The organism is Pseudomonas sp. S8, from assembly GCF_050473925.1.
GTDB classification, from domain to species: Bacteria; Pseudomonadota; Gammaproteobacteria; order Pseudomonadales; family Pseudomonadaceae; genus Aquipseudomonas; species Aquipseudomonas parakoreensis.
On the sequence record NZ_JBFDVZ010000016.1, the window covers coordinates 5918199 to 5941364 of the forward strand.

The window sequence follows — 23166 nt, forward strand, 5'->3', positions numbered from 1 at the left end:
CCTTCTGGGTTTGTACAAGAAAATGCGAATCAACATGTTTACAGTTTTTCCAGGCCGACGGAATTGGCGTCGTTCTAACTCGGACTGCTCAGCGCCACACTGATGGTGTTGCGTCCCGTGTGTTTGGCGGTGTACAGCGCTTTGTCGGCGTCATCCAGCCAGGCAACCGCGTCGCTGTACGATGGCTGAAACCGTGCCAGACCGATACTCAGGCTGACGCGCAACTCTGGTACATCCGGGTGCCGATATTGGTCCAACGCCTGACGCAATCGTTCCATTTGCGCCTCGGCTTTTTTGAGTGGCTGGTCAGGCAGGATCAGGCAAAACTCGTCGCCGCCATAACGGCCGGCCCGTTCACCTTCGGCCAGCAATCCTTTGAGTGCCTGGCTCAGCTCACGCAGCACGGCGTCGCCAACGATGTGCCCATAGTTGTCGTTGATGCTCTTGAAGTGATCAATGTCGATCAGCGCCAGAATGTCCTGGGTGTGGTTTTGCTGACATAGCGTGAAATGCGTGTGCAGCAGATCCTTCCAGGCGCCGTGATTGAGCAGCCCGGTGAGGCTGTCGGTGCGGCTCAGGTCTCGGAGGGCACGCTTGTGCTGCGCGAGTTTGATCGCCAGTTGGTAACAGACCATGCCCAGGGCCAAAGGGTACAAGGTGAGCATCGGCAGGCAGGCCCAAACCTCGACTTGCGTCATCGTCAGGCTGAACTTGAAGCCGAACATTAACCAGCCCAGCGTCACGCCGGCGATTTGGGCGAGGGCGCCGAGCAGGAACAGACGTCGTCCACCGGCGGCGACATTGTTCATGGTCATCATCGACAGGATGGTCACGGTGGTCAGCGGATTGAACTGAAAACACGCAGTCCAGAAACCGCCGCACAACGAGTCGTACAACAGGTTGCGGCGTTCGGCGTGGTAGGGGAAGGTCGAGCGGGTCGAAAGCTGATAGGCCAGATGCGGCCAGATAAAACCGTTGAACACCAGCAGCGCCCAGAGCCCGTTCGGCATCTGCAACGGATACAGCGCGGCCGCGACGCTGAAAAAGCCGACACCCAGACCGATGATCCTGGGCAGATAAATGCGTCTGGCGAATGACAAGCCTTTGCCGCGTTGATTTTCCATGATGTCCTGCGCCAGATTCATCCTGAAATACTTTGCAGTATCTTTTTCAGGCCGACCGTTCGTCGGTCTTTGTCGGACATTGTCATTTATTCCAACGGGAATAATCAGTGTCCTTTCGAGCCATTTAATCGTGGTGGGCGCAGGAGAGTAGCGGTCTAGAGCTGGTATCGGGCCAGAAACATCTCCATTGCCGACTCGGCCACGGCTTTTTGCGTGTCTGCATCCAGCGGCGGCAAACCCATGGAAATCTGCGGCCAGAAACCGAATGACTTCAACAGTCCCTGCACCTGCTGCGCGGCGAAATCGGCATCCACGGTTTTCAACCGACCATCGGCCAGCGCAGCGCGAATCCACACCGTCAGGCCTTCTTCCCGCTCGCCCATGCGCGCCACCATGTCTTGCGCGCGCTCCGGGGAATGGATGGTGGCGGCAATCGCCACCCGCGCGAGTCCGAGAAAATTGTCATCGGCCATCATCTGCAGTTTGGCCTGCAACATGGGCAGCAGTTGCTCGCGCAGCGGCTGATCGGCGCGGTAGCTCACCGTCTGCTCTTCGGTAATCCGTGCCCAGAGTTGGTTGAGAATTTCGGCGAACAGCTCTTCCTTGCTGGGGAAATGGTTGTACACCGTGCGCTTCGACACCCCAGCGGTAGCCGCGATCTTGTCCATGCTGGTGATCTCGAACCCGTTGGCCCGGAATTCGGCAATCGCCGCCTGAATGATGGCTTCGCGTTTGCGGTCGGTGAGGCGCTGTGCAGCTGTCATAAGTACGCTTCGGCAGAGAAAGAGGGGAATTACACTTGGCAGTTTACTTGTCACCACGTTTCATGCAACCTAGAAACTACACCGCCCAGTGTAATGTTGCGTTAATCCGCGCAACCTAAAAACCAGACAGTTCGGCTGATGCGTGCGTGCCTTGGCCATTTATCGTCCCACCGTGAAAAACCGTGAATTGCGCGGTTTTTCTGGAGTCTCTCAGTCATGGCCAATTCAGATATTTCTGCGGATCAAACTTCCACGCCTGAAGCCTCTCGCCAGGATCAAGGGCTGTTCCGTAACCATGCGCCGGTGCAGCGCGAAGGTGGGCGCAAGATGCTGCGGATCATGTGGAACATGATTTTCAACAAGCCGCGCAATGCCCGTCCCGCCGCTGCGATCCCGGTGCAGTCGCTGACAACTGAAGGCCTGCTGGCCGCGCCTGACCACAGCGTCTATCGCCTCGGCCACTCGACCCTGTTGCTGAAAATGCGCGGCAAATTCTGGATCACCGACCCGGTCTTCGCCGAGCGCGCTTCGCCCGTGCAATGGGCCGGCCCGAAACGCTTTCACCAGCCACCGATCAGTATCGACCAGTTGCCGCCGATCGAAGCGGTGATCCTCTCGCACAACCACTACGACCACCTCGATTACCAGGCAGTGCTGAAACTGGCGGCCAAGACCAACTACTTCCTGACCCCGCTGGGCGTCGGCGATACCTTGGTCAAATGGGGCATCGATGCCAGCAAAGTCCGCCAGTACGACTGGTGGCAGGGCACCGAAATCGCCGGCATCCGCTTCGTCGCCACGCCCTCACAGCACTTCTCCGGCCGCGGCCTGTTCGACAGCAACAGCACGCTGTGGGCCTCGTGGGTGATGATCAATGGCGACACGCGGATCTTCTTCAGCGGAGACAGCGGCTACTTCGACGGCTTCAAACGCATCGGCGAACAATACGGCCCGTTCGACCTGACCCTGATGGAAACCGGCGCCTACAACGTTGAATGGCCGCACGTGCACATGCAACCCGAAGAAACCCTGCAAGCGCACATCGACCTCAAGGGCCGTTGGCTGTTTCCGATCCACAACGGCACCTTCGACCTGGCCATGCACGCCTGGCACGAACCGTTTGATCGCATCCTGTCACTGGCCTGGGAGCGCAGTGTGGCGATCACCACGCCGCAAATGGGTGAGGCGTTTAACCTGATGCAGCCGCAGCGCGGGAGTGCGTGGTGGTTGGCGGTTGAAGGGGAGAGTGAAGGGGTGGTGCAGAACGCCTGACCCCCATTAGTGAATGCTGATGTTTTGTGGTGAGGGGATTTAGCGAACGTCGCACCGCCCCGATGAGGCAGTGACGTTTCGCTAAATCCCCTCACCACAAATGTTCATTCAGCCATCGCATAATCCCCACGCCCCACTGCATCCGATGGCGCACCCATACTCGCACTGCGACCCGGCGCAAACCCCGGAAAAAACACCAACCCCTGCGCCTCAAACCGGTAAGCCAACGCCAGCCGCGCTGCTTCCGCCACGTCCTGCTGCGCTTCAAACCGCTGAATGTCGTCCACCGCAACCTCCGCCTCGCGCGACAGTTGTTCCACGCTCCAGCCCAGCATCGCTCGGGCCTGGACGCAGTGCGTCGGGGTGAACTGGAAAAGGGCAATGCGTTCGAGGATGTGGTTCATCGCAAGAGAGGCCATGGTGTGCTCCGGGCTCAAGAGTGCTGATTGAAAATGTACTGTGTTTTTGTACAGTTGTTTTCGGCGGGGATCAAACGCATTTTTTGATTTGCCCTAGTTCGCCGCCTCCAACCAGACGGACGGTGCCTGGCCGAGGATGCGCCGGAACATCGTCGAGAACGCCGCCGGGCTCTCATAACCGAAATCCAGGGCGATCCGCGTCACCGCTTCACCGGCCGCCAGCCGCGCCAGCGCCAGCACCACGCAGGCCTGTTGCCGCCATTGGCTGAAGCTCAACCCGGTCTGCTGCCGAAACACTCTGTTGAAGGTGCGCAAGCTTATGTGCAACTGCTCGGCCCAGTGTTGCGGTGACTGATGGGCGTTCGGCTGATGCAGAAAGTTCTGACACAAAGCCAGGAGCTTTCCGTCAGTCGGCAGCGGAATGTGCAAGGGCAGAGGGGCACTGCGCGCCAGTTCATGCAGCAGCAAGTCGATCAGTACGCCATCGCGTCCTTCGAGGTCATAGGCCAGCGGCACTTCCACCGCCTCCATCAACAAGTGCCGCATCAACGGCGAAACGCTGATCACCTGGCAACGCTGCCCCAAATCCACCGACCCCGACTCGATGTACAGACTGCGCGTGCTCACGCCCAGCATCAGCACCTCATGTGCCACTCCCGGCGGAATCCACACCGCCCGTTGTGGCGGCACCACCCAGTTGCCGTCATGAGTACGAACCTGCATCACCCCGGTCGCGCCGTACAACAATTGCGCCCGTCGATGCGTATGAAACGGCAACAGATGGCCGTGGGAATAATCCGTACCGATCGCCACCACCGGGCGCGGCGTGTCATCCAGTAGATTGATCGAAACATTGCGCATCGAGCGTTTCCCGGTAGTTGGCGTAAACGCAAACATTATTGGCTGAGTTGCTGAAGCAGGCCAAGCCGCGTCGTTCTATCGTCGACCGCTCGCCACCACCGGAAGACGCGCCATGTTTTACCTCTTGTTGACCCTTTTCGGCTGTATGACCGGCATCACCGCCGTCCTGTTCGGCTTCGGCGGCGGCTTCGTCGTCGTGCCGCTGCTCTATCGCATGCTCACCGCCAGTCACGGCGCCGACGACCCCATCAGCCAATCGGCCATGCACATCGCCGTCGCCACCTCGACCTGCGTGATGATCGTCAACGCCCTGATCGCCACCGACAAACACCGCCGCGCCGGCAACCTGATCCGCCATTACCTGTGGCCGCTCGGCGGCTTCATCGCCTTGGGCGCGATCATCGGCGCGATCGCTGCGGTGTGGGTCAGCGGCGAGGTCATCCGCTACGCCTTCATCGCCTACCTCGGCGTCACCATCATCGACTGCCTGCTCAGACACGGCTTTCTCATCCGAGACGAAGGCGTCATCCCACGCCGATTGAATCGCAAGGAAATATCCGCCGGCGGTGTAGGCATCGGCGCCGTCGCCACGTTCCTCGGCGTAGGAGGAAGCGTCATGACCGTGCCGCTATTGCGCCGCTGCGGGTTGAGCATGTCTAAATCAACGTCCATGGCTAATCCGTTAAGCGTTCCAGTGGCCGTGGCCGGGACACTGACCTACATGGCGCTGGCCGGTTACAGCGAGACGGATCTGGGCGCGTGGTTTATCGGGTACGTGGATTTGCTGGCGTTTGCGGTGCTGACACTGGGGTCGATGGTCGGGATTCGGTTGGCTACGCCGTGGATCGGGCGGATACCGGATCGGGTGCATGCTTGGGTGTACATCGGTTTGCTCATGATGGTGATGATCAGCATGTGTGTGAGTTGATAGCCATCACGCCAACCCCGGCGCCTCCCGCACAATAAAGTGATCCAGGTTCTCGATGTTGGCACTGAACACCCCGAACGTCTGTTCGGGGTTCTTCTTGCTCGGCACCTGCTTCAACTCCGGCGTCACGCCATAGAAGAAACAGAACAACTCCTTGTCACTGTCGATCGCGTGCTTGATCTCTTCCAGAAACGCCTTGCGCTTGCGGTAGTTGTCGATCAACTTCTTGCTCAAGTACACGTTCACCGAATACGGCTTCTTCTTCGCCTCATCCGCCTGCTTGAACCAGACCTTCTGCTCGAAGTCGATGCGAAAACTCTGGGTGTAATCCTTGATCTCCTTGATCTTGCCCCAGTAAATCAGCCCCTTGTTGTCCGTCAGATACTCGATCTTCTTGAAGAACGAGCCATAAGGCGCCGTGTGCTCACCGATCTTCAACGGCATGCGCTTGAGCAACTCCTTGTCGGCGAAGTTCGACACAAAACATTCCACCGGATGCGCAAACACACTGGTCTTGTCCGGCGCCGTCTCACGCCCCGGCGACTCCCCGGAACTCACCTGCGCCACCCGCACCGGATCATCCCGCAACACATCCGCCGCCCCCGCAGGCGCAGCCGGCTTGCGCACATACTCACGCCGCGTCAGCAACAACTCCGACGGAAAATGCTCCTCCCGCCCGTCATCCAGGTCGCCGTCCGCCGTCTCAACGCCAGATGCCGACGCCTTCAAACTCACATACGGACAACCCGCTACATGCTGCGTACCGGGCAGGTTTTTGAAGTGCGGCGTGCGAATGTAATTCACATTCTTGGCGTTGAACGTGCCCAACTCGTTGGAGGCATCAAACGCCAAACGACAGGCATCGTTGGGGCACTGGAAATGCTCCTTCGCGGAATCGAACGCCACCGTCTCATCGAAATTGAGATCGCGAACGTCATAGATCGACAACTTGTCGTCGAGGCTGAGGCAGTAGGCGAGATCGAATTTCATGGCAGGGCTCGGATCCTTGAGTGGGGGAGGGGTATTAATAGCGGGAGGCGCAGCGGGTTGCACTGATTGTTTTCAGGATGATGCAAAACCTGTGGAAGCCAGCCTGCTGGCGATTAGTGGGATCAACTCAATCGTTGATCCTGACAGCAACCACGCATGACGGTGTAGGAGACTAAATTTTTAGTTTCCGTAGCTAGCGAGTTGGTAATCGTATTGAGGATCGTAGAAGGATCTTCCGGTTAACGCTTCCAGTTGTGCTAGCTGCTGAAAATCAAGATCGTAACCGTAGAGTTCGTTTTCTGCGTCATTCCATTTCATGATGGCTCGCAGCTGCTCGATATTCTCTGCCAAGATAGGCACTTCGAAAATCAGAGCTTCGGTGGATCGATCAAACGCATAAATTACATGAGTCATGGTTCCGTCCTTGTCTTTGGAGAGGGCGGTTTGTTTTGGGGGGGGGCAGAACCATCGTTTACACATTGCAGCTGAGCTGGAATTTATAAGCAGGGTTATAGATTTTTTTCCCCAGTAGTTTTTCCAGGGCTCCAAGCTGTTCGTGCGAGAGATCGTATCCCTCCCATCCTTGCTGTTCCGCCGTCCATCCCATGATGGTTTTTATCGCCTGATCTGATCCACTTGGGAGTTCCTCTTCAAAAGCCAGGAAACCGCTTTCTTTATCAAATGCCTCGATTAGATAGATCATGGTTCTACTGTCCTCGTGCCATCCGCTGGTTTGGTTTGCGCGCCAGTTGCTGGGTCATACTCACCGAGATGGCGACCTCGTTTGTCATACATTTCGACAGTACCGTGTTGTGAGTCCCATTCAAAAATCAGTCCTTTTCTGGTTTTCCATCGCTTTCTAAGCCCGCCGCCTCCTTTAACGGAAGTCTTACGATCTGCCTTGATCGCATCTGGAAACGCTGCAAGTCCGGGCGGTGCGGGATGATATTTGTGATCAGAAAGACTCACCACAATATAAACCGGCCTTACCCCTGAACTCTCCGGAAACACCAGAATGAAATCCTTGTATTCCGGTGGGTAAACCGGATTCACAAGGATGTCGTTCGCCGCTTTCGTTGGCGGGTAAACCCAGATATGCGGTGTCTGCGGGGCGGCTTCCAGAGCCGGAATGCCGAGGATGTCGGAGCCGTCTACGGCGGGTGTCCAGATCAGCTCGACGCCTTCACCCAGGTTGGCGACGTACTGAGTGTCGCGGGTCTCAAGTTTCACGACCTCAACCATTTCCCAATCCCGGTTCTTGCCGGTGTAGAAGGCATAACCTTTCAGAACGCCATCGGATTGCTGCTCAATGCGCAGGCGAACACGGGTGCGGGCCTGCTTGAGGGCGCGCAATTGTTCCTCGGTGTAGAGAGCGCTATCACCCAGACTGGGTGTCCAGAGCAAAGCGACCATGCTGGTCATGAGTGCAGCACTGGTGGCGCCGATGGCTGCTCCCAGACCTGTCGTTGGCGTAGCGAGTGCCGGGCTGCGAAGAGCAAGGTGCCCAAGGCCAAGTGCGACGGTATTTCCGCTGATGGTTTGCAGGTTGTGCAGCCCAGCGTCATCGGCTTCACGGGCGCCGAGCAGTGCGAATTCGCCATAATCCTTCAGGCTGTCGGTCGGCACCATCCCGGAGGGATTCGAGTAATCAATGATCGCGTCCGGCAGTTTGCAAGACTTTGCGAACACGCATCCGGCCCGGACCGCCTCGACTTTTTTGACAGCGACCTGCCGGCTGCGCTCAAACGCATCCTGCCGGGCCAGCATGGCCTCGTAAGCGTTCTGCCTGGCTTCGCGCTCGGCCAGTTCGGTCGCGTTCATGAACCGGTAGGTGACGTGATGCCCGTCCCCAGAAGGTGGGTTCCTGACCCGGGGAATATCCTTTTTGCCAGCCACTGATCATCCTTTCGTTCATTTATAGGTCGCACCGGAATGAAACCGGGCGACGTTAACGAAGGTGATGCTTTGATGCTGTAGGACGGGTCTGGGATCAGGTTAGGAATTGTCGCTGTTTGATTTGGAGGTCAGTGCAGAGTCTGTGGGCGTTCGGCTTCCTCAATGTGATCTCCTATTCAGGCCTCAACCGCCCGACTTTCTTATAAAACTCAGCGGTGAACTCTTTTTTATCGCTGGAATGATGGCAACGGCGATGGCAGTTCGGACACAGCGCTACCGTGTTGCATATACGGTCGGTTCCGCCATCAATAAGGTGCTTAACATGATGGACTTCAAGAAAGGGACGGCCATTTGCGCTAATGAAAGGTGCGGTTTGGCCGCAACCTTCACAAATGCCTCGGGAGTGCTGGAGTACCCATTTTTTCACGCTCTGGGCGCGCGCAAGTCTCACGACAGTGGAGGTCGTCTCTTTAGGGTTAAGAACGCCCACTGGCGCTTCACTCTGTTGAGGTGCAGTGACTTCGACCAACTGAAGCGGAGTAAATGTAATGGCTCGCTGTTCGCCTTTGCGTAATGCGTGGATGCCCTTCTTCGCGAGGAATTCCTTGATCCGTTTACTAACGCCAGAACCAAGGTTCTTTGCCGAAACGTAGCCAGTAATTCGCTGCTGCCCCAATTGCTCCATCACCGCAGAGATGTTCTGCATGCGGTACTCGACGGAGGAGGCACTGCGTTTGCTTAGCGGGCCTTCACGCAAAAGACGGTTTTCGTCTGCCTTTCTGAATGGCTGCTTTTGCTGCTCAAGAGTCAACATCTTCAGATAAGCGTCTACCGAAGCCTCTAGCTCCTCATCGCTCCAGCCAGTCTTTTCTTTCGAGGTATCCATACAGTCGCCGAGGGTTGAAAACCCTCGGACGATACTGAGTGGCCATTACTGCTGTCTACGAAAATTCCTACAGAAAATAGCGGCGGATCCCGCGCAATCCTACAAACCTCTCCCTAGCTCATCGAGTGCTTCGAGGACTGAAACACCTGCGTAATCCTCCGCCACCAGGGTTTCTCTAGAGAAGCTCGTCGTGGATTTTCATCGTTCAACAGAGAAGGCATATCCCGAAGCCGAATCCAGCCCTCATCCTGCCAATGCAGCAAACTCAAAGACATCTCCGGCCAATCCAACAAACTCAACATTGGCCGATTTGAATCTCCTGAATCCGCAGCATCCCGCAATGTCGGCACTAACTCGTTGGTCAGCCACTCGCGAAACAACCGATTCCCCGGAACGTAGTGATAAACCAACAGCGCGTACACCCCAGATTCACTGAGCATCAGATGCTGTTCAGGTTCTCGAAAGTACTCAATCCACATGACGCGGCGTTGATCGCTATCTAGCTTGTTGACCACCCGATTATTCAGGTGGAAGCCCATCAAACGGCCAACATCCCGGGCGGAGAACCATGGCTGGTTTTCGAGTAGAAGGGCATGCAGAGAAAGGTTGTGGCGAGAGAATACTGTTACCGAGCATGGATCAGACATATCTATGACCTCTACGTTTTGGATTTTGGGAGGAACTGACCCCAACGTAGAGCGGACTTAAGAAATCCCAACGAGCAGAGCAGTTGTCACCGACGAATCACACGTCTGTGTCACTGACCGAGCTTTCTACGTTGGGCGTTTCTTAGGCACCTGCGATAGAGCTTAGTAGTGCTTGTAGAGGGCTTCAATGGGACGCAGCTGTAAGTGCTGTAGGAGATTTAGAGTGCTGATGTAGGGAGGAATTATCCTTTAGGAAATAAAAAAGCCCTGATCAGATCAGGGCTTTTTTTGCTTAGTAAAACGTCATAGCTCCGCGAAAATAAGAGTCATGTGGCGATCACCACGGCGATAATCGACTCGAGGAGCCTGGAAAACAGCTCCAGATGTTTTCAAGTCGGAAATTTTATTAAGCTCGCACAGATCCCATTCATGGCCCGGAGTTATGTGTCCTCCATGCGTCTGAAAACAGCGAAGCACTTCTTTTCCAGTGCGAGAAATACCTACGGCATGCGGCTCAACAGATCGCGTAATACCGCTATATGTGAACGTCAAAACTTGACGGTTTCTAATAGCATCAACAATTATTTGTTTCATGCGAATTACTCTGTACGTGATGATAGAGCGGGACAGTTGCCTGTCCCGCACGGTTAGGCTTTCACAAAAAAACAGAAAGGACGCCCGTCTTTGCGAAAGACGTCTTTTCCACTGCGCCAGTGCTTAAAGCTCATACAGAAAACAGCTCTGTATCCTGGCGGTGCCACCGGATAATCGTTCATGACGAATTCTCCGACGTGAGGCCGTTGTAACCGTCCGAAAGATGTCTATAATCACGTCGCGCATTTTCCCAATGCATCGTGATTTGAGTTCTTCCAGTCACGGCCCGCACCCTCGGGCTTCTGTTCAATGGTGCGGTCAAGACCCGCAGCAATCGTTGGCGCGATTGCTGCGGGTTTCTTGTTTCTGCCTTCTGAATACCAGTCTTTTGATATTTTTAGGCCCTGCTGCAATTCGTGCAGCAGGGCCATATCAATCAATCCCAGCTCAACGCACCACCAGTTTGGTACTCGATCACTCTCGTCTCAAAGAAATTCTTCTCTTTCTTCAAGTCCATGATCTCGCTCATCCAAGGGAACGGGTTAGTGGTCCCTGGGTACTCTTCCTTCAAACCAATCTGCGACAAACGACGGTTAGCGATGAACTTCAGGTAGTCCTCCATCATCGCCGCGTTCATGCCCAGTACGCCGCGAGGCATGGTGTCGCGGGCGTATTCGATCTCCAGCTGCGTACCCTGCAGAATCATCTGGGTCGCTTCTTCTTTCATCTCAGCATCCCACAAATGTGGGTTTTCGATTTTGATCTGGTTGATCACGTCGATGCCGAAGTTCAGGTGCATGGACTCGTCGCGCAGGATGTACTGGAACTGCTCGGCGACGCCGGTCATTTTGTTGCGGCGGCCCATGGAGAGGATCTGGGTGAAACCGCAGTAGAAGAAGATGCCTTCCAGTACGCAGTAGTAGGCGATCAGGTTGCGCAGCAGTTCTTTGTCGGTGTCCGGGGTGCCGGTTTCGAACTTCGGATCGGAGATCGAGCGGGTGTATTTCAGGCCCCAGGCTGCCTTTTTCGCGACCGACGGGATCTCGTGGTACATGTTGAAGATCTCGCCTTCATCCATGGCCAGCGATTCGATGCAGTACTGGTAGGCGTGGGTGTGGATCGCCTCTTCGAACGCTTGGCGCAGGATGTACTGGCGGCATTCCGGGTTGGTGATCAGGCGGTACACGGCCAGAACCAGGTTGTTGGCAACCAGGGAGTCGGCGGTGGAGAAGAAGCCGAGGTTGCGCATCACGATGCGGCGCTCGTCGTCGGTCAGGCCTTCCGGGTTTTTCCAGAGGGCGATGTCGGCGGTCATGTTGACTTCTTGCGGCATCCAGTGGTTTGCGCAGCCGTCCAGGTACTTCTGCCAGGCCCAGTCGTACTTGAAGGGTACGAGTTGGTTGAGGTCGGCGCGGCAGTTGATCATGCGCTTTTCGTCAACGGCGACGCGGGCGGAGGCGCCTTCGAGTTCAGCGAGGCCTTCGGCGATGTCGAGGGAATCCAGTGCAGCCTTGGCGCGGGCCACGGCGGCCGAGTCGTCGGCGGTCACGGCGCGGGCTTCCAGCGCTGCGGCACCGCCGGCGCTGTCGAGGCGGTCCATGTTGGCTTCAGTAGCGTGGCCGGCGTTGGCGCCTTTCACGGTTGCTACTTCACTGTCTTCTTTGTCGAATTCGTCCCAGCTCAGCATGACGTGTCGTCTCCTGCGTGAGGGCCTGTCGCCCCGTGTGAAACCTGATTGGTGGGTTTTTCACACGGTCGTACAGACCGCGTTGGATCTTAAGGAATCGTTTTTTGCGGCAGCCAAGGCAGGCAATAAAACAGAATTTTGTACGGGTTTCCGAGAGCCTCTGACGGGCGCAGATCAGCGTTGACGCTGCTGCGGGGCTTCAGAATGGCTTTTGCTCCCTGTAAGGGAATATTGCTGACCCGATTAGGGCGGCATTATAGGGAAAAAAACACGGCTGTGCTGAGGCGAATCCGCGCATGGCGCGGTCGAGGAGGCTGGTTTTTCGATGAGAGTGCGGGTTTACAGGGCTTTGCCGGGGATAGATTTTTTTTCGTAAAAATCTCGCGACTGTGGAATTGCTCAAAAAACGAACAAAAAAACCGGGTTTTCACTACATCTAGTGTTTTGCAAGCATTTTTGACGACTCCAGACACAACTGAGCCCGACCGAAGCCGGGCTGGAATCGACCCTCAAATGAGGCGCTGAGCGGTCCGATTCGGTGCAGTCTCGATCATCAATTGGTGCAGCCGTTACCCATCACGCTGTAGCGCAGGATGTGACGCTGACCCTTGGAGTCGTCGTACTCCATTTTCATCGGAACAACTTCGCAGACGTTTGGAACTTCGCTCATGGACACTACGTTGGCGATGTCCAGGTGGGTCGAGTAAGTGTATTCCTCGATAGCCGGTTGTTGCTGTGCGACATCAGTCGGGACCTCGTCTGCCATGGCGGTTGCGCACAGACTGCTGAGGGCCAGAACCAATAAAGCTTTCATTTCAGATTTACCTTTTTGAGGTCGAGTGGGGTCACGCAACCTTTTTAGGGTTGCGTGTGGAACTTCATCATTTGCAGTTATTACTTGAGAGCTGGATTAACGGCCTTCGTGGGGGCTGTAACGTTGTTAATCGCGTTTGCCTTGTCGGCGGAGTGGATTTTAGGGAGGTGGGGTGGGGGTAAACAGGTGGGGTTTTGATAAACACTTTTGGTGGTTTTGGTAACAATCCCCACAAAACACCGCCCAACCCTTGTAGGCGCTGCCGAAGGCTGCGATCTTTCGCCTTTGATTTTTGCAAAGCAAGATCAAAAGATCGCAGCCTGCGGCAGCTCCTACAACCATCGTCGAATGGTTCTATCGGGCCGGCCCGGCTACAACGGGGTCATACAAAAACAACTATTCCACCGAGGTAAGAAAGATGAGTGCGGCTTCTCTGTATCCCGTTCGTCCCGAGGTTCTGGCCAATACGCTGACTGACGAGGCGACCTACAAAGCCATGTACCAGCAGTCGGTCGTCAACCCTGACGGTTTCTGGCGCGAGCAAGCCAAGCGCCTCGACTGGATCAAGCCTTTCACCACGGTGAAGCAGACTTCCTTCGACGATCACCATGTCGACATCAAATGGTTCGCCGACGGTACCCTGAACGTATCCTACAACTGTCTCGACCGTCATTTGGCCGAGCGCGGCGATCAAGTCGCAATCATCTGGGAAGGCGACGATCCTTCCGAGAGCCGCAACATCACCTACCGCGAACTGCACGAACAAGTGTGCAAACTGGCCAACGCCCTGCGTGGTCAGGACGTGCACCGTGGCGACGTGGTGACTATCTATATGCCGATGATCCCCGAAGCCGTGGTCGCCATGCTGGCCTGTACCCGGATCGGTGCGATTCACTCGGTGGTGTTCGGTGGCTTCTCGCCGGAAGCCCTGGCGGGGCGGATCATCGACTGCAAATCGAAAGTGGTGATCACCGCTGACGAAGGCATTCGTGCCGGCAAGAAGATCTCGCTGAAGGCCAATGTCGACGACGCGCTGACCAACCCGGAAACCAGCAGCATCCAGAAAGTCATCGTGTGCAAGCGCACCGGTGGCGACATCAAGTGGAACCAGCATCGCGACATCTGGTACGAAGACCTGATGAAAGTGGCGGGCACCGTCTGCGCGCCGAAAGAGATGGGCGCTGAAGAAGCGCTGTTCATCCTTTACACCTCGGGTTCGACCGGCAAGCCGAAGGGCGTGCAGCACACCACTGGCGGTTATCTGCTATACGCGGCAATGACCCACGAGCGCGTGTTCGACTACCGTCCGGGTGAAATCTACTGGTGCACCGCCGACGTCGGCTGGGTCACCGGTCACAGTTACATCGTCTACGGCCCGCTGGCCAATGGCGCGACCACCGTGCTGTTCGAAGGCGTGCCGAACTACCCGGACATCACCCGGGTGGCGAAGATCGTCGACAAGCACAAGGTCAACATCCTCTACACCGCACCGACCGCGATCCGCGCAATGATGGCGTCGGGTACCGCTGCTGTTGAGGGCGCGGATGGCAGCAGCCTGCGTCTGCTCGGTTCGGTGGGCGAGCCGATCAACCCGGAAGCCTGGGATTGGTACTACAAGAATGTCGGCAAGTCGCGCTGCCCGATCGTCGATACCTGGTGGCAGACCGAAACCGGCGGCAACATGATGAGCCCGTTGCCCGGTGCGCATGCACTGAAGCCGGGTTCGGCGGCACGTCCGTTCTTCGGCGTGGTGCCGGCGCTGGTCGACAACCTCGGCAACATCATCGAGGGCGAGGCCGAGGGCAATCTGGTGATTCTCGATTCGTGGCCGGGTCAGGCGCGCACTTTGTATGGCGACCATGACCGCTTCGTCGACACCTATTTCAAGACCTTCCGCGGCATGTACTTTACCGGTGACGGTGCGCGGCGTGACGCCGATGGTTACTACTGGATCACCGGGCGTGTCGACGACGTGCTCAACGTCTCCGGCCACCGCATGGGTACCGCCGAGATCGAAAGCGCGATGGTCGCCCACCCGAAAGTCGCCGAAGCGGCGGTGGTCGGTGTGCCGCACGACATCAAGGGGCAGGGCATTTATGTCTACGTCACCCTGAAGAATGGCGAAGAGCCGAGCGAGCAACTGCGTCTGGAACTGAAGAACTGGGTGCGCAAAGAGATCGGCCCGATTGCTTCGCCGGATGTGATCCAGTGGGCGCCGGGGCTGCCGAAGACCCGTTCGGGCAAGATCATGCGGCGGATTCTGCGCAAGATTGCTACGGCCGAGTACGAAGGGCTGGGCGATATCTCGACCCTGGCGGACCCGAGTGTGGTGCAGCATTTGATTGATACGCACAAGACGATGAATGTGGCTTAAGCCTCTCTGATGCATTGAAAAAGCCCTGTCCGGTGATGCCGGGCGGGGCTTTTTTGTGTCAGGTGGGTTTGTGCTGGCTGTGCCGGCCTCATCGCTGGCAAGCCAGCTCCCACAGGTTTCCGAGGTGTGAACGGGATTTCAATCTCAATCGAAATCCCTGTGGGAGCTGGCTTGCCAGCGATAGCCATCTGTCAGACGCCGCAGTATTCCCCTGTCAGAAACCCAAACCACCCAACCAATAATTATCGATTTCCTGCGTAAGCCCCTTCCCGCTGTTACCCATGCCTACCTGAGTAACCAAATGTGTAACCGCCCGCCCCGCAGCGGGGCGAGGGGAAACGCATCGCCCCGTTTTAGAGCCTCAAAATCCCCGCTGAATAATAAGACCCAACGCTGCGCTTGCCGGATTAGAAGGGTTTGCGAATAATAGGCCCGCAATTTGCAGCATAGATCGGTTCACTGCCTTTCGCTCTTGCATGAATTTGCAGGGCTGTCAATGCGCTCAAGCGGGTTTCTCTGTGCATCTGTAATTAGTTGTCGCATTGAAGAAATATCGGCTTCGGGCCTGTCGTTAGAATGCCGATCACTCGCTCATCGTGGCTGACGTTGAAACCCCTGATGGTTTCAACGGGAAATTTCCCACCGATGCTGCACCGCTTTCCCGATTCACCCATTCGCATATTGGGCTGTCGCTCACTCTGCCGTTTTTGCCCTTTACCGATGGAGTCCCAAGATGAAGAAACTTGTGCTGCTTGGCGCCCTGGCACTGTCCGTGCTGTCGCTGAATTCCTTCGCTGATGAAAAACCTCTGAAGATCGGTATCGAAGCGGCTTACCCTCCGTTCGCTTCCAAAGCGCCGGATGGCAGCATCGTTGGTTTCGACTACGACATCGGCAATGCCCTGTGTGAAGAAATGAAGGTCAAGTGCCAGTGGGTCGAGCAAGAGTTCGACGGTCTGATCCCGGCACTGAAAGTGCGCAAGATCGACGCGATCCTGTCGTCCATGTCGATCACTGAAGACCGCAAGAAGTCCGTGGACTTCACCAACAAGTACTACAACACCCCGGCCCGTCTGGTCATGAAGCAAGGCACCGTTGTCAGCGACAACCTGTCTGAGCTCAAGGGCAAGAACATCGGCGTGCAACGTGGTTCGATCCACGAGCGTTTCGCCCGCGAAGTCCTGGCTCCGCTGGGTGCTGAGATCAAGCCATACGGTTCGCAGAACGAAATCTACCTCGACGTGGCCGCCGGTCGCCTCGACGGTACTGTGGCTGACGCCACCCTGCTGCAGGACGGCTTCCTGAACACTGATTCCGGCAAAGGCTTCGCCTTCGTCGGCCCGCAGTTCACCGACGTCAAATACTTCGGCGACGGCGTAGGCATCGCGGTGCGCAAGGGCGACGCGCTGAAAGACAAGATCAACGCTGCGATCGCGGCTATCCGTGAAAACGGTAAATACAAAGCTATCCAGGACAAGTACTTCGCCTTCGATATCTACGGCAAGTAACACGTCTCTGCGACAAGTCAGAAATGGCGCAAGCAACAGGATCTCTGCGGTTTGCGCCATTTTTTCATCCCAACTTTCGAGGACCTGAATCATGTTGAAAGGCTACGGGGCTGTCATCCTCGATGGCGCATGGCTGACGCTTCAGCTCGCCTTGTCGTCCATGGCCCTGGCCATCGTTCTCGGGCTGATCGGGGTCGCGTTGCGCCTGTCGCCGATTCGCTGGCTGGCGTGGCTGGGCGATCTGTATTCCACGGTGATCCGCGGGATTCCCGACCTGGTGCTGATCCTGCTGATTTTCTACGGCGGTCAGGACTTGCTCAACCGCGTCGCGCCGATGCTCGGCTATGACGACTACATCGACCTGAACCCGCTGGCCGCCGGTATCGGCACCCTCGGTTTCATCTTCGGCGCCTACCTGTCGGAAACTTTCCGTGGTGCGTTCATGGCGATCCCCAAGGGCCAGGCCGAAGCGGGCATGGCGTACGGCATGAGCAGTTTTCAGGTGTTCTTCCGGGTGATGGTGCCGCAGATGATTCGCCTGGCGATTCCCGGCTTCACCAACAACTGGCTGGTGCTGACCAAGGCCACCGCGCTGATTTCTGTGGTCGGTCTGCAAGACATGATGTTCAAGGCCAAGCAGGCGGCAGACGCCACCCGCGAGCCTTTCACCTTCTTCCTCGCAGTGGCGGCGATGTACCTGGTGATCACCAGCGTCTCGTTGCTGGCGCTGCGTCACCTTGAGAAGCGCTACTCGGTAGGCGTAAGGGCGGCTGATCTATGATCTTCGACTACAACGTCATTTGGGAGGCCATGCCGCTGTACCTCGGCGGCCTGCTGACCACCCTCAAACTGCTCGCGCTGTCGCTGTTGTTCGGTCTGTTGGCGGCACTGCCGCTGGGCCTGATGCGCGTTTCCAAGAACACCGCGGTCAACGGCATCGCCTGGCTTTATACCTACGTGATTCGCGGCACGCCGATGCTGGTGCAGCTGTTCTTGATCTACTACGGTCTGGCGCAATTCGAAGCGGTACGTGAAAGCTTCATGTGGCCGTGGCTGTCCAGCGCGACGTTCTGTGCGTGCCTGGCCTTCGCGATCAACACCAGTGCCTACACCGCCGAAATCATCGCCGGCAGCCTCAAGGCCACGCCGAACGGCGAGATCGAAGCCGCCAAGGCGATGGGCATGTCGCGCTTCAAGATGTACAAGCGCATCCTGTTGCCATCGGCCTTGCGTCGGGCGCTGCCGCAATACAGCAACGAAGTGATCATGATGCTGCAGACCACCAGTCTGGCGTCCATCGTGACCTTGATCGACATCACCGGCGCGGCCCGTACCGTCAACGCGCAGTACTACCTGCCGTTCGAGGCGTACATCACCGCTGGCCTGTTCTACCTGTGCCTGACCTTCATTCTGGTGAAGCTGTTCAAGCTGGCCGAGCGACGCTGGCTGAGCTACCTGGCCCCGCGGAAGCACTGATATGGAACGCATCGACCACGTATTGCCGTGGAGCCATCTGGGCAGCGAGCGCAAGATCTCGGTCTTCCGTTTTGGGAGCGGCGAGCGCAAGGCCTACATTCAGGCCAGCCTGCACGCTGATGAACTGCCGGGCATGCGCACTGCCTGGGAGCTGAAAAAGCGCCTTGGCGAACTCGAAGCCCAAGGCCTGCTCAACGGCGTGATCGAGCTGGTGCCAGTCGCCAACCCGCTGGGCCTCGGCCAATTGCTGCAAGGCAGTCATCAGGGGCGGTTCGAGGCGGGCAGCGGCAAGAATTTCAACCGCGATTTCGTCGAGCTGAGCGCGCCGGTTGCAGCGGCGCTGGCCGAGCGTCTCGGTGACGATCCGCACGCCAACATTCGCCTGATCCGTCAGGCCATGGCTGATCATCTGGCGGCATTGCCCGAGGCGAGCAGCCAGTTGCAAGGCATGCAGCGCGTGTTGCTCAGCCACGCCTGCACTGCCGATGTGGTGCTTGACTTGCACTGCGACGCCGAAGCCGCGCTGCACATGTATGCACTGCCGCAGCACTGGCCGCAGTGGCGTTCGCTGGCTGCGCACCTGAATGTGAAGGTCGGTCTGCTGGCGGAAGATTCCGGCGGCAGCTCCTTCGATGAAGCGTGCTCGCTGCCGTGGCTGCGTTTGTCGCGGCAGTTCCCGGACGCGCAGATTCCGCTGGCGTGCCTGGCGACGACTGTCGAGCTGGGCGGTCAGGCCAACACCGACCGCGCCGATGCGCTGGCCTGGGCCGAAGGCATTCTGGCGTTCCTCGCCGAGCAAGGCCTGATCACTGGCGAGTGGCCGAAGCCGGCCAATGAACCGTGCGAAGGCATGCCGTTTGAAGGCACTGAATTACTGTTGGCGCCGCACCCCGGTGTGGTGAGTTTTCTGCGTAAACCCGGCGAGTGGGTTGAAGCCGGAGATGAAATTTTCGAAGTGATCGATCCTGTGTCCGATCGGGTCAGCACGGTGTGTGCTGGTACCTCCGGGGTGCTGTTTGCCATTGAACGGCTGCGCTATGCCCAACCCGGTTTCTGGCTGGCCAAGGTGGCGGGGCGCGAAGCGCTGCGTCACGGGCGCTTGCTCAACGACTGACTGACTGTTTTTGTGAGAACCGACCGCATGTACAAACTTGAAGTCCAAGACCTGCATAAACGCTATGGCAGTCACGAAGTGCTCAAGGGCGTGTCCCTGAAAGCGGCAGCCGGCGATGTGATCAGCATCATCGGCTCCAGTGGCTCCGGCAAAAGTACTTTCCTGCGCTGCATCAACCTGCTTGAGCAGCCGCACGCGGGCAAGATCCTGCTCAACAACGAAGAGTTGAAGCTGGTGGCCAACAAGGACGGCGCGCTGAAAGCCGCTGACCCGAAACAGCTGCAGCGCATGCGTTCGCGCCTGTCGATGGTGTTCCAGCACTTCAATCTGTGGTCGCACATGACCGCGCTGGAAAACATCATGGAAGCGCCGGTCCACGTGCTGGGTGTGTCCAAGGCTGAAGCGCGCGAGAAGGCCGAGCACTACCTGAACAAGGTTGGCGTGGCCCATCGTAAAGACGCGTTCCCGGGGCACATGTCCGGTGGCGAGCAGCAGCGTGTGGCGATTGCCCGTGCGCTGGCGATGGAGCCGGAAGTGATGCTGTTCGACGAGCCGACGTCGGCGCTCGATCCGGAACTGGTGGGCGACGTTCTGAAGGTGATGCAAGCGCTGGCTCAGGAAGGTCGCACCATGGTCGTGGTCACGCACGAGATGGGCTTCGCCCGTGAAGTGTCGAACCAGTTGGTGTTCCTGCACAAAGGTGTGGTGGAAGAGAGCGGCAACCCGCGCGAAGTGCTGGTCAATCCGCAATCGGAGCGTCTGCAGCAGTTCCTGTCGGGCAGTCTCAAGTAATCAGAGCTGCCGATATGCACCCAAATAGTGCATGCTTCGCAGCCTGAAGGTTGGCTCCAATCCCCTGTAGGAGCTGCCGAGGGCTGCGATCTTTTGCCCTTGCTTTTGACAATCAAAAGATCGCAGCCTCGTTTCACTCGACAGCTCCTACAGTGGGAGCTTTGCAGGTTTCGAGATTTGCGTTCATTTACGGGCTAGCATTGGCCCATGCCTTCATCACCGTTCTTCGTTTCGGATTGCCCGCCCATGACTGCCCATCGAATTGGTTTCCTGATTTGGCCCAGCACTAAAGCTCTGACGCTGGCGCTGGCGGAGGAGGCCTTGCGTGTTGCTCAGCGGGTGCATCCGGAGGTGGTTTACGAACTGTCGTTCCTGCAGGCCGAAGCCAATCCTGAAGCGGCGGCCGACGGAGCCTGGCAACTGCCCGGCGAAGCCTGGACCGGCAAGCTGGAAAACTTCCAGAAACTGTTCCTGCTCGCCGACGAGCCGCCGACCACGCTGGCCCCGGCCCTCAGCAGCGCGCTCAAGCAACTGGTACGTGCTGGCTGCGTGATCGGTGGGCTGTCGGCCGGTGTCTATCCGTTGGCGCAACTCGGTCTGCTCGACGGTTATCGTGCAGCCGTGCACTGGCGCTGGCAGGACGATTTCGCCGAACGCTTCCCGAAAGTCATCGCCACCAGTCACCTGTTCGACTGGGACCGCGATCGCCTGACCGCGTGTGGTGGCATGTCGGTACTCGACCTGTTGCTGGCGGTGCTGGCCCGTGATCATGGGGCCGAGCTGGCCGGTGCGGTGTCCGAAGAACTGGTAGTCGAGCGCATCCGCGAGGGCGGTGAACGCCAGCGCATTCCACTGCAGAACCGCCTCGGTTCCAGCCATCCGAAGCTCACCCAAGCGGTGTTGCTGATGGAGGCCAACATCGAAGAACCGCTGACCACTGATGAAATCGCCCAGCACGTGTGCGTGTCCCGTCGCCAGTTGGAGCGGATCTTCAAGCAATACCTCAACCGCGTGCCGAGCCAGTACTACCTGGAATTGCGCCTGAACAAGGCCCGGCAGATGTTGATGCAGACCAGCAAGTCGATCATTCAGATCGGCCTGTCCTGCGGTTTCTCTTCGGGGCCGCATTTCTCCAGTGCCTACCGCAACTTCTTCGGCGCGACGCCGCGGGAAGATCGCAACCAGCGGCGCAGCAGCAGTCCTTTCGAACTGTCGTCGGTGCCGCCAGAGCGCGGTTGATCCGCGTCCTGTTCAGGGGCGAGCCGAGTGTTTTGCAGCGTCGACCCTCGCCTCTTTCATCTCTCTTCGTGGGTGTATCGGGATGCCCGGTTGTTTCGGCGCGTGGGCGGTCGCCTGCGCTGGAAAAGCCCGCCCGGTAAAAACGGCTCTTCAGGGTGATGTGCGGTACCTATATACCGCACTCGCCAATTCTTTCTCGGGTACAAATCAGCAAGCTGCCGCAAACGGCTGCGGCCAGTTAAACTGCGCCTTTGCGACGCTATATGTCGCATTGCCGTAAACCCGGGAAAATCCGGGGTTTGCGCTATAAGAAGTTGTCGCTTGGCGACAAGGCCGGGCTGAAAACTGTCCTTACAATCCCCCCATCGCTCGCCAGTTTCAGGCGGGTGTTCCTCTTCAGGAGACTCCGATGTCCGTTGAGCACGCTGCGGTAGAACGCGCCGATTTCGACCAGGTAATGGTTCCCAACTACGCGCCTGCCGCTTTTATTCCGGTGCGTGGCGCCGGTTCCCGCGTCTGGGACCAGAGCGGCCGCGAGCTGATCGACTTCGCCGGCGGGATTGCCGTTAACGTATTGGGCCATGCGCATCCGGCGCTGGTCGGTGCGCTGACCGAACAGGCGAACAAGCTGTGGCACGTGTCCAACGTGTTCACCAACGAGCCGGCCCTGCGCCTGGCGCACAAGCTGATCGACGCCACGTTCGCCGAGCGCGTGTTCTTCTGCAACTCCGGCGCCGAAGCCAACGAGGCCGCCTTCAAGCTGGCCCGTCGCGTGGCGTTCGACCGGTTCGGCAGCGAGAAGTACGAGATCATCGCGGCGCTCAACAGCTTCCACGGCCGTACCCTGTTCACCGTCAACGTTGGTGGCCAGTCGAAGTACTCCGACGGTTTCGGTCCGAAAATCACCGGCATCACCCACGTTCCTTACAACGATCTGGCCGCGCTGAAAGCGGCGGTTTCCGACAAGACCTGTGCGGTCGTGCTCGAACCGATCCAGGGCGAGGGCGGTGTACTGCCGGCCGAACTGGCTTACCTGCAAGGTGCCCGTGAACTGTGCGACGCGCACAACGCGCTGCTGGTGTTCGACGAAGTGCAGACCGGCATGGGCCGTACCGGCCATCTGTTCGCCTACCAGCACTACGGCGTCACCCCGGACATCCTGACCAGCGCCAAGAGCCTGGGCGGCGGTTTCCCGATCGCGGCGATGCTGACCACCGAAGCGCTGGCCAAGCATCTGGTGGTCGGCACCCACGGCACCACTTACGGCGGCAACCCGCTGGCGTGTTCGGTAGCCGAAGCGGTGATCGACGTGATCAACACCCCTGAGGTGCTGAACGGCGTCAACGCCAAGCACGACAAATTCAAGACCCGCCTGCAGCAGATCGGCGAGAAGTACGGCCTGTTCACTCAGGTGCGTGGCCTCGGTCTGCTGATCGGTTGCGTGCTGAGCGATGCCTGGAAAGGCAAAGCCAAGGACATCTTCAACGCCGCTGAAAAAGAAGGCCTGATGATTCTGCAGGCCGGCCCGGACGTCATTCGTTTCGCCCCGAGCCTGGTGGTGGAAGACGCCGATATCGACGCCGGCCTCGACCGCTTCGAACGCGCGGCAGCAGCACTGACGCAAGCCTGATAGACCCTTCGGCGCCCGGGGATATCGGGTGTCGAACCCAATTTTGATACCGGGCAATATCAAATGTGGGAGCGGGCTTGTGGTGAGGGGATTTATCCCCGATGGGCTGCGCAGCAGCCCCAAGCTTTTTGAGGGCCGCTACGCGCCCCATC

24 protein-coding genes are annotated in these 23166 nt (G+C 57.9%); 10 read left to right on the plus strand and 14 right to left on the minus strand.

Going from position 1 to position 23166, the window contains the following annotated elements:
- Nucleotides 1-74: 74 nt before the first annotated feature.
- A complete protein-coding gene (locus AB1J88_RS27905) occupies nt 75-1124 on the minus strand; it encodes a diguanylate cyclase (RefSeq protein WP_430292512.1) in 1050 nt (349 codons plus the stop codon).
- Nucleotides 1125-1279: 155 nt separating this feature from the next.
- On the minus strand, nt 1280-1888 hold the full coding sequence (locus tag AB1J88_RS27910) for a TetR/AcrR family transcriptional regulator (RefSeq protein ID WP_430292514.1): 609 nt from the start codon (nt 1886-1888) through the stop codon (nt 1280-1282).
- A gap of 216 nt (nt 1889-2104) precedes the next feature.
- On the opposite strand from AB1J88_RS27910, the gene AB1J88_RS27915 reads away from it, so the two are divergent.
- On the plus strand, nt 2105-3160 hold the full coding sequence (locus tag AB1J88_RS27915; RefSeq protein ID WP_430292516.1) for an MBL fold metallo-hydrolase: 1056 nt from the start codon (nt 2105-2107) through the stop codon (nt 3158-3160).
- Between the two features lie 104 nt (nt 3161-3264).
- Here AB1J88_RS27915 and AB1J88_RS27920 read toward each other — a convergent pair whose 3' ends face one another.
- Both AB1J88_RS27920 and AB1J88_RS27925 read right to left on the minus strand, forming a co-directional pair.
- Nucleotides 3265-3579: an XRE family transcriptional regulator gene (locus AB1J88_RS27920; RefSeq protein ID WP_430292518.1), complete on the minus strand. Its 315-nt coding sequence runs from the start codon at nt 3577-3579 to the stop codon at nt 3265-3267.
- A gap of 93 nt (nt 3580-3672) precedes the next feature.
- Nucleotides 3673-4440 carry an AraC family transcriptional regulator gene (locus AB1J88_RS27925; RefSeq protein ID WP_430292520.1) on the minus strand — a complete coding sequence of 256 codons (768 nt, stop codon included), beginning with the start codon at nt 4438-4440 and terminating at the stop codon, nt 3673-3675.
- 112 nt (nt 4441-4552) lie between these two features.
- On the opposite strand from AB1J88_RS27925, the gene AB1J88_RS27930 reads away from it, so the two are divergent.
- Complete coding sequence (locus AB1J88_RS27930; RefSeq protein WP_430292522.1) at nt 4553-5368, plus strand: sulfite exporter TauE/SafE family protein; 816 nt, start codon at nt 4553-4555, stop codon at nt 5366-5368.
- A 6-nt stretch (nt 5369-5374) separates the two neighbouring features.
- Here the strand turns inward: AB1J88_RS27930 and AB1J88_RS27935 are convergent, their stop codons facing one another.
- The 10 genes from AB1J88_RS27935 to AB1J88_RS27980 all read right to left on the minus strand — a co-directional run bounded on the left by AB1J88_RS27935 (nt 5375) and on the right by AB1J88_RS27980 (nt 12882).
- Nucleotides 5375-6358 carry a hypothetical protein gene (locus AB1J88_RS27935; RefSeq protein ID WP_430292524.1) on the minus strand — a complete coding sequence of 328 codons (984 nt, stop codon included), beginning with the start codon at nt 6356-6358 and terminating at the stop codon, nt 5375-5377.
- Nucleotides 6359-6538: 180 nt separating this feature from the next.
- Nucleotides 6539-6772 carry a DUF7683 domain-containing protein gene (locus AB1J88_RS27940; protein ID WP_115984204.1) on the minus strand — a complete coding sequence of 78 codons (234 nt, stop codon included), beginning with the start codon at nt 6770-6772 and terminating at the stop codon, nt 6539-6541.
- Nucleotides 6773-6830: 58 nt separating this feature from the next.
- Nucleotides 6831-7061 (minus strand): DUF7683 domain-containing protein, encoded by a 231-nt coding sequence (locus AB1J88_RS27945; protein WP_430292526.1) that lies wholly within the window; start codon nt 7059-7061, stop codon nt 6831-6833.
- Nucleotides 7058-8254, minus strand: coding sequence for a colicin E3/pyocin S6 family cytotoxin (locus AB1J88_RS27950; RefSeq protein WP_430292528.1), 1197 nt, complete (start codon nt 8252-8254; stop codon nt 7058-7060). The genes AB1J88_RS27945 and AB1J88_RS27950 overlap by 4 nt, the downstream gene beginning before the upstream one ends.
- A gap of 172 nt (nt 8255-8426) precedes the next feature.
- Nucleotides 8427-9140 (minus strand): HNH endonuclease, encoded by a 714-nt coding sequence (locus tag AB1J88_RS27955; protein ID WP_430292530.1) that lies wholly within the window; start codon nt 9138-9140, stop codon nt 8427-8429.
- Nucleotides 9141-9253: 113 nt separating this feature from the next.
- Nucleotides 9254-9787 carry a BRO-N domain-containing protein gene (locus AB1J88_RS27960; protein ID WP_430292532.1) on the minus strand — a complete coding sequence of 178 codons (534 nt, stop codon included), beginning with the start codon at nt 9785-9787 and terminating at the stop codon, nt 9254-9256.
- 303 nt (nt 9788-10090) lie between these two features.
- Nucleotides 10091-10381: a hypothetical protein gene (locus tag AB1J88_RS27965; protein WP_430292534.1), complete on the minus strand. Its 291-nt coding sequence runs from the start codon at nt 10379-10381 to the stop codon at nt 10091-10093.
- Between the two features lie 233 nt (nt 10382-10614).
- The gene (locus AB1J88_RS27970) at nt 10615-10812 is read right to left on the minus strand and encodes a hypothetical protein (RefSeq protein ID WP_430292536.1); all 198 of its coding nucleotides are present in this window, start codon (nt 10810-10812) and stop codon (nt 10615-10617) included.
- A gap of 5 nt (nt 10813-10817) precedes the next feature.
- Complete coding sequence (locus AB1J88_RS27975) at nt 10818-12068, minus strand: ribonucleotide-diphosphate reductase subunit beta (RefSeq protein ID WP_222018599.1); 1251 nt, start codon at nt 12066-12068, stop codon at nt 10818-10820.
- Between the two features lie 553 nt (nt 12069-12621).
- Nucleotides 12622-12882 carry a DUF2790 domain-containing protein gene (locus AB1J88_RS27980; RefSeq protein WP_003227290.1) on the minus strand — a complete coding sequence of 87 codons (261 nt, stop codon included), beginning with the start codon at nt 12880-12882 and terminating at the stop codon, nt 12622-12624.
- A 418-nt stretch (nt 12883-13300) separates the two neighbouring features.
- Here AB1J88_RS27980 and acs point away from each other — a divergent pair, with 418 nt between their 5' ends.
- The 8 genes from acs to AB1J88_RS28020 all read left to right on the plus strand — a co-directional run bounded on the left by acs (nt 13301) and on the right by AB1J88_RS28020 (nt 23014).
- Complete coding sequence (acs, locus tag AB1J88_RS27985) at nt 13301-15256, plus strand: acetate--CoA ligase (protein ID WP_047295856.1); 1956 nt, start codon at nt 13301-13303, stop codon at nt 15254-15256.
- A gap of 733 nt (nt 15257-15989) precedes the next feature.
- The gene (locus tag AB1J88_RS27990) at nt 15990-16763 is read left to right on the plus strand and encodes an ABC transporter substrate-binding protein (RefSeq protein ID WP_027612633.1); all 774 of its coding nucleotides are present in this window, start codon (nt 15990-15992) and stop codon (nt 16761-16763) included.
- Between the two features lie 91 nt (nt 16764-16854).
- Nucleotides 16855-17544 (plus strand): ABC transporter permease, encoded by a 690-nt coding sequence (locus AB1J88_RS27995; RefSeq protein WP_003227287.1) that lies wholly within the window; start codon nt 16855-16857, stop codon nt 17542-17544.
- Nucleotides 17541-18239: an ABC transporter permease gene (locus tag AB1J88_RS28000; protein WP_095668533.1), complete on the plus strand. Its 699-nt coding sequence runs from the start codon at nt 17541-17543 to the stop codon at nt 18237-18239. Before AB1J88_RS27995 ends, AB1J88_RS28000 begins: the two co-directional genes overlap by 4 nt.
- 1 nt (nt 18240) lies before the next feature.
- Nucleotides 18241-19353: a M14 family metallopeptidase gene (locus tag AB1J88_RS28005; RefSeq protein ID WP_430292539.1), complete on the plus strand. Its 1113-nt coding sequence runs from the start codon at nt 18241-18243 to the stop codon at nt 19351-19353.
- 27 nt (nt 19354-19380) lie between these two features.
- Complete coding sequence (locus AB1J88_RS28010; protein WP_003227281.1) at nt 19381-20145, plus strand: ABC transporter ATP-binding protein; 765 nt, start codon at nt 19381-19383, stop codon at nt 20143-20145.
- 246 nt (nt 20146-20391) lie between these two features.
- A complete protein-coding gene (gene argR, locus AB1J88_RS28015) occupies nt 20392-21384 on the plus strand; it encodes a transcriptional regulator ArgR (protein ID WP_047295850.1) in 993 nt (330 codons plus the stop codon).
- Between the two features lie 409 nt (nt 21385-21793).
- Nucleotides 21794-23014, plus strand: a complete 1221-nt coding sequence (locus AB1J88_RS28020) for an aspartate aminotransferase family protein (protein ID WP_047295848.1) — start codon at nt 21794-21796, stop codon at nt 23012-23014.
- Nucleotides 23015-23166 lie beyond the last annotated feature (152 nt).

Coding starts and splice junctions, on each gene's coding strand:
- AB1J88_RS27905 (WP_430292512.1), bottom strand. CDS start 1,124: ATGGAAAATCAACGCGGCAAAGGCTTGTCATTCGCCAGACGCATTTAT.
- AB1J88_RS27910 (WP_430292514.1), bottom strand. CDS start 1,888: ATGACAGCTGCACAGCGCCTCACCGACCGCAAACGCGAAGCCATCATT.
- AB1J88_RS27915 (WP_430292516.1), top strand. CDS start 2,105: ATGGCCAATTCAGATATTTCTGCGGATCAAACTTCCACGCCTGAAGCC.
- AB1J88_RS27920 (WP_430292518.1), bottom strand. CDS start 3,579: ATGGCCTCTCTTGCGATGAACCACATCCTCGAACGCATTGCCCTTTTC.
- AB1J88_RS27925 (WP_430292520.1), bottom strand. CDS start 4,440: ATGCGCAATGTTTCGATCAATCTACTGGATGACACGCCGCGCCCGGTG.
- AB1J88_RS27930 (WP_430292522.1), top strand. CDS start 4,553: ATGTTTTACCTCTTGTTGACCCTTTTCGGCTGTATGACCGGCATCACC.
- AB1J88_RS27935 (WP_430292524.1), bottom strand. CDS start 6,358: ATGAAATTCGATCTCGCCTACTGCCTCAGCCTCGACGACAAGTTGTCG.
- AB1J88_RS27940 (WP_115984204.1), bottom strand. CDS start 6,772: ATGACTCATGTAATTTATGCGTTTGATCGATCCACCGAAGCTCTGATT.
- AB1J88_RS27945 (WP_430292526.1), bottom strand. CDS start 7,061: ATGATCTATCTAATCGAGGCATTTGATAAAGAAAGCGGTTTCCTGGCT.
- AB1J88_RS27955 (WP_430292530.1), bottom strand. CDS start 9,140: ATGGATACCTCGAAAGAAAAGACTGGCTGGAGCGATGAGGAGCTAGAG.
- AB1J88_RS27960 (WP_430292532.1), bottom strand. CDS start 9,787: ATGTCTGATCCATGCTCGGTAACAGTATTCTCTCGCCACAACCTTTCT.
- AB1J88_RS27965 (WP_430292534.1), bottom strand. CDS start 10,381: ATGAAACAAATAATTGTTGATGCTATTAGAAACCGTCAAGTTTTGACG.
- AB1J88_RS27970 (WP_430292536.1), bottom strand. CDS start 10,812: ATGGCCCTGCTGCACGAATTGCAGCAGGGCCTAAAAATATCAAAAGAC.
- AB1J88_RS27975 (WP_222018599.1), bottom strand. CDS start 12,068: ATGCTGAGCTGGGACGAATTCGACAAAGAAGACAGTGAAGTAGCAACC.
- AB1J88_RS27980 (WP_003227290.1), bottom strand. CDS start 12,882: ATGAAAGCTTTATTGGTTCTGGCCCTCAGCAGTCTGTGCGCAACCGCC.
- acs (WP_047295856.1), top strand. CDS start 13,301: ATGAGTGCGGCTTCTCTGTATCCCGTTCGTCCCGAGGTTCTGGCCAAT.
- AB1J88_RS27990 (WP_027612633.1), top strand. CDS start 15,990: ATGAAGAAACTTGTGCTGCTTGGCGCCCTGGCACTGTCCGTGCTGTCG.
- AB1J88_RS27995 (WP_003227287.1), top strand. CDS start 16,855: ATGTTGAAAGGCTACGGGGCTGTCATCCTCGATGGCGCATGGCTGACG.
- AB1J88_RS28000 (WP_095668533.1), top strand. CDS start 17,541: ATGATCTTCGACTACAACGTCATTTGGGAGGCCATGCCGCTGTACCTC.
- AB1J88_RS28005 (WP_430292539.1), top strand. CDS start 18,241: ATGGAACGCATCGACCACGTATTGCCGTGGAGCCATCTGGGCAGCGAG.
- AB1J88_RS28010 (WP_003227281.1), top strand. CDS start 19,381: ATGTACAAACTTGAAGTCCAAGACCTGCATAAACGCTATGGCAGTCAC.
- argR (WP_047295850.1), top strand. CDS start 20,392: ATGACTGCCCATCGAATTGGTTTCCTGATTTGGCCCAGCACTAAAGCT.
- AB1J88_RS28020 (WP_047295848.1), top strand. CDS start 21,794: ATGTCCGTTGAGCACGCTGCGGTAGAACGCGCCGATTTCGACCAGGTA.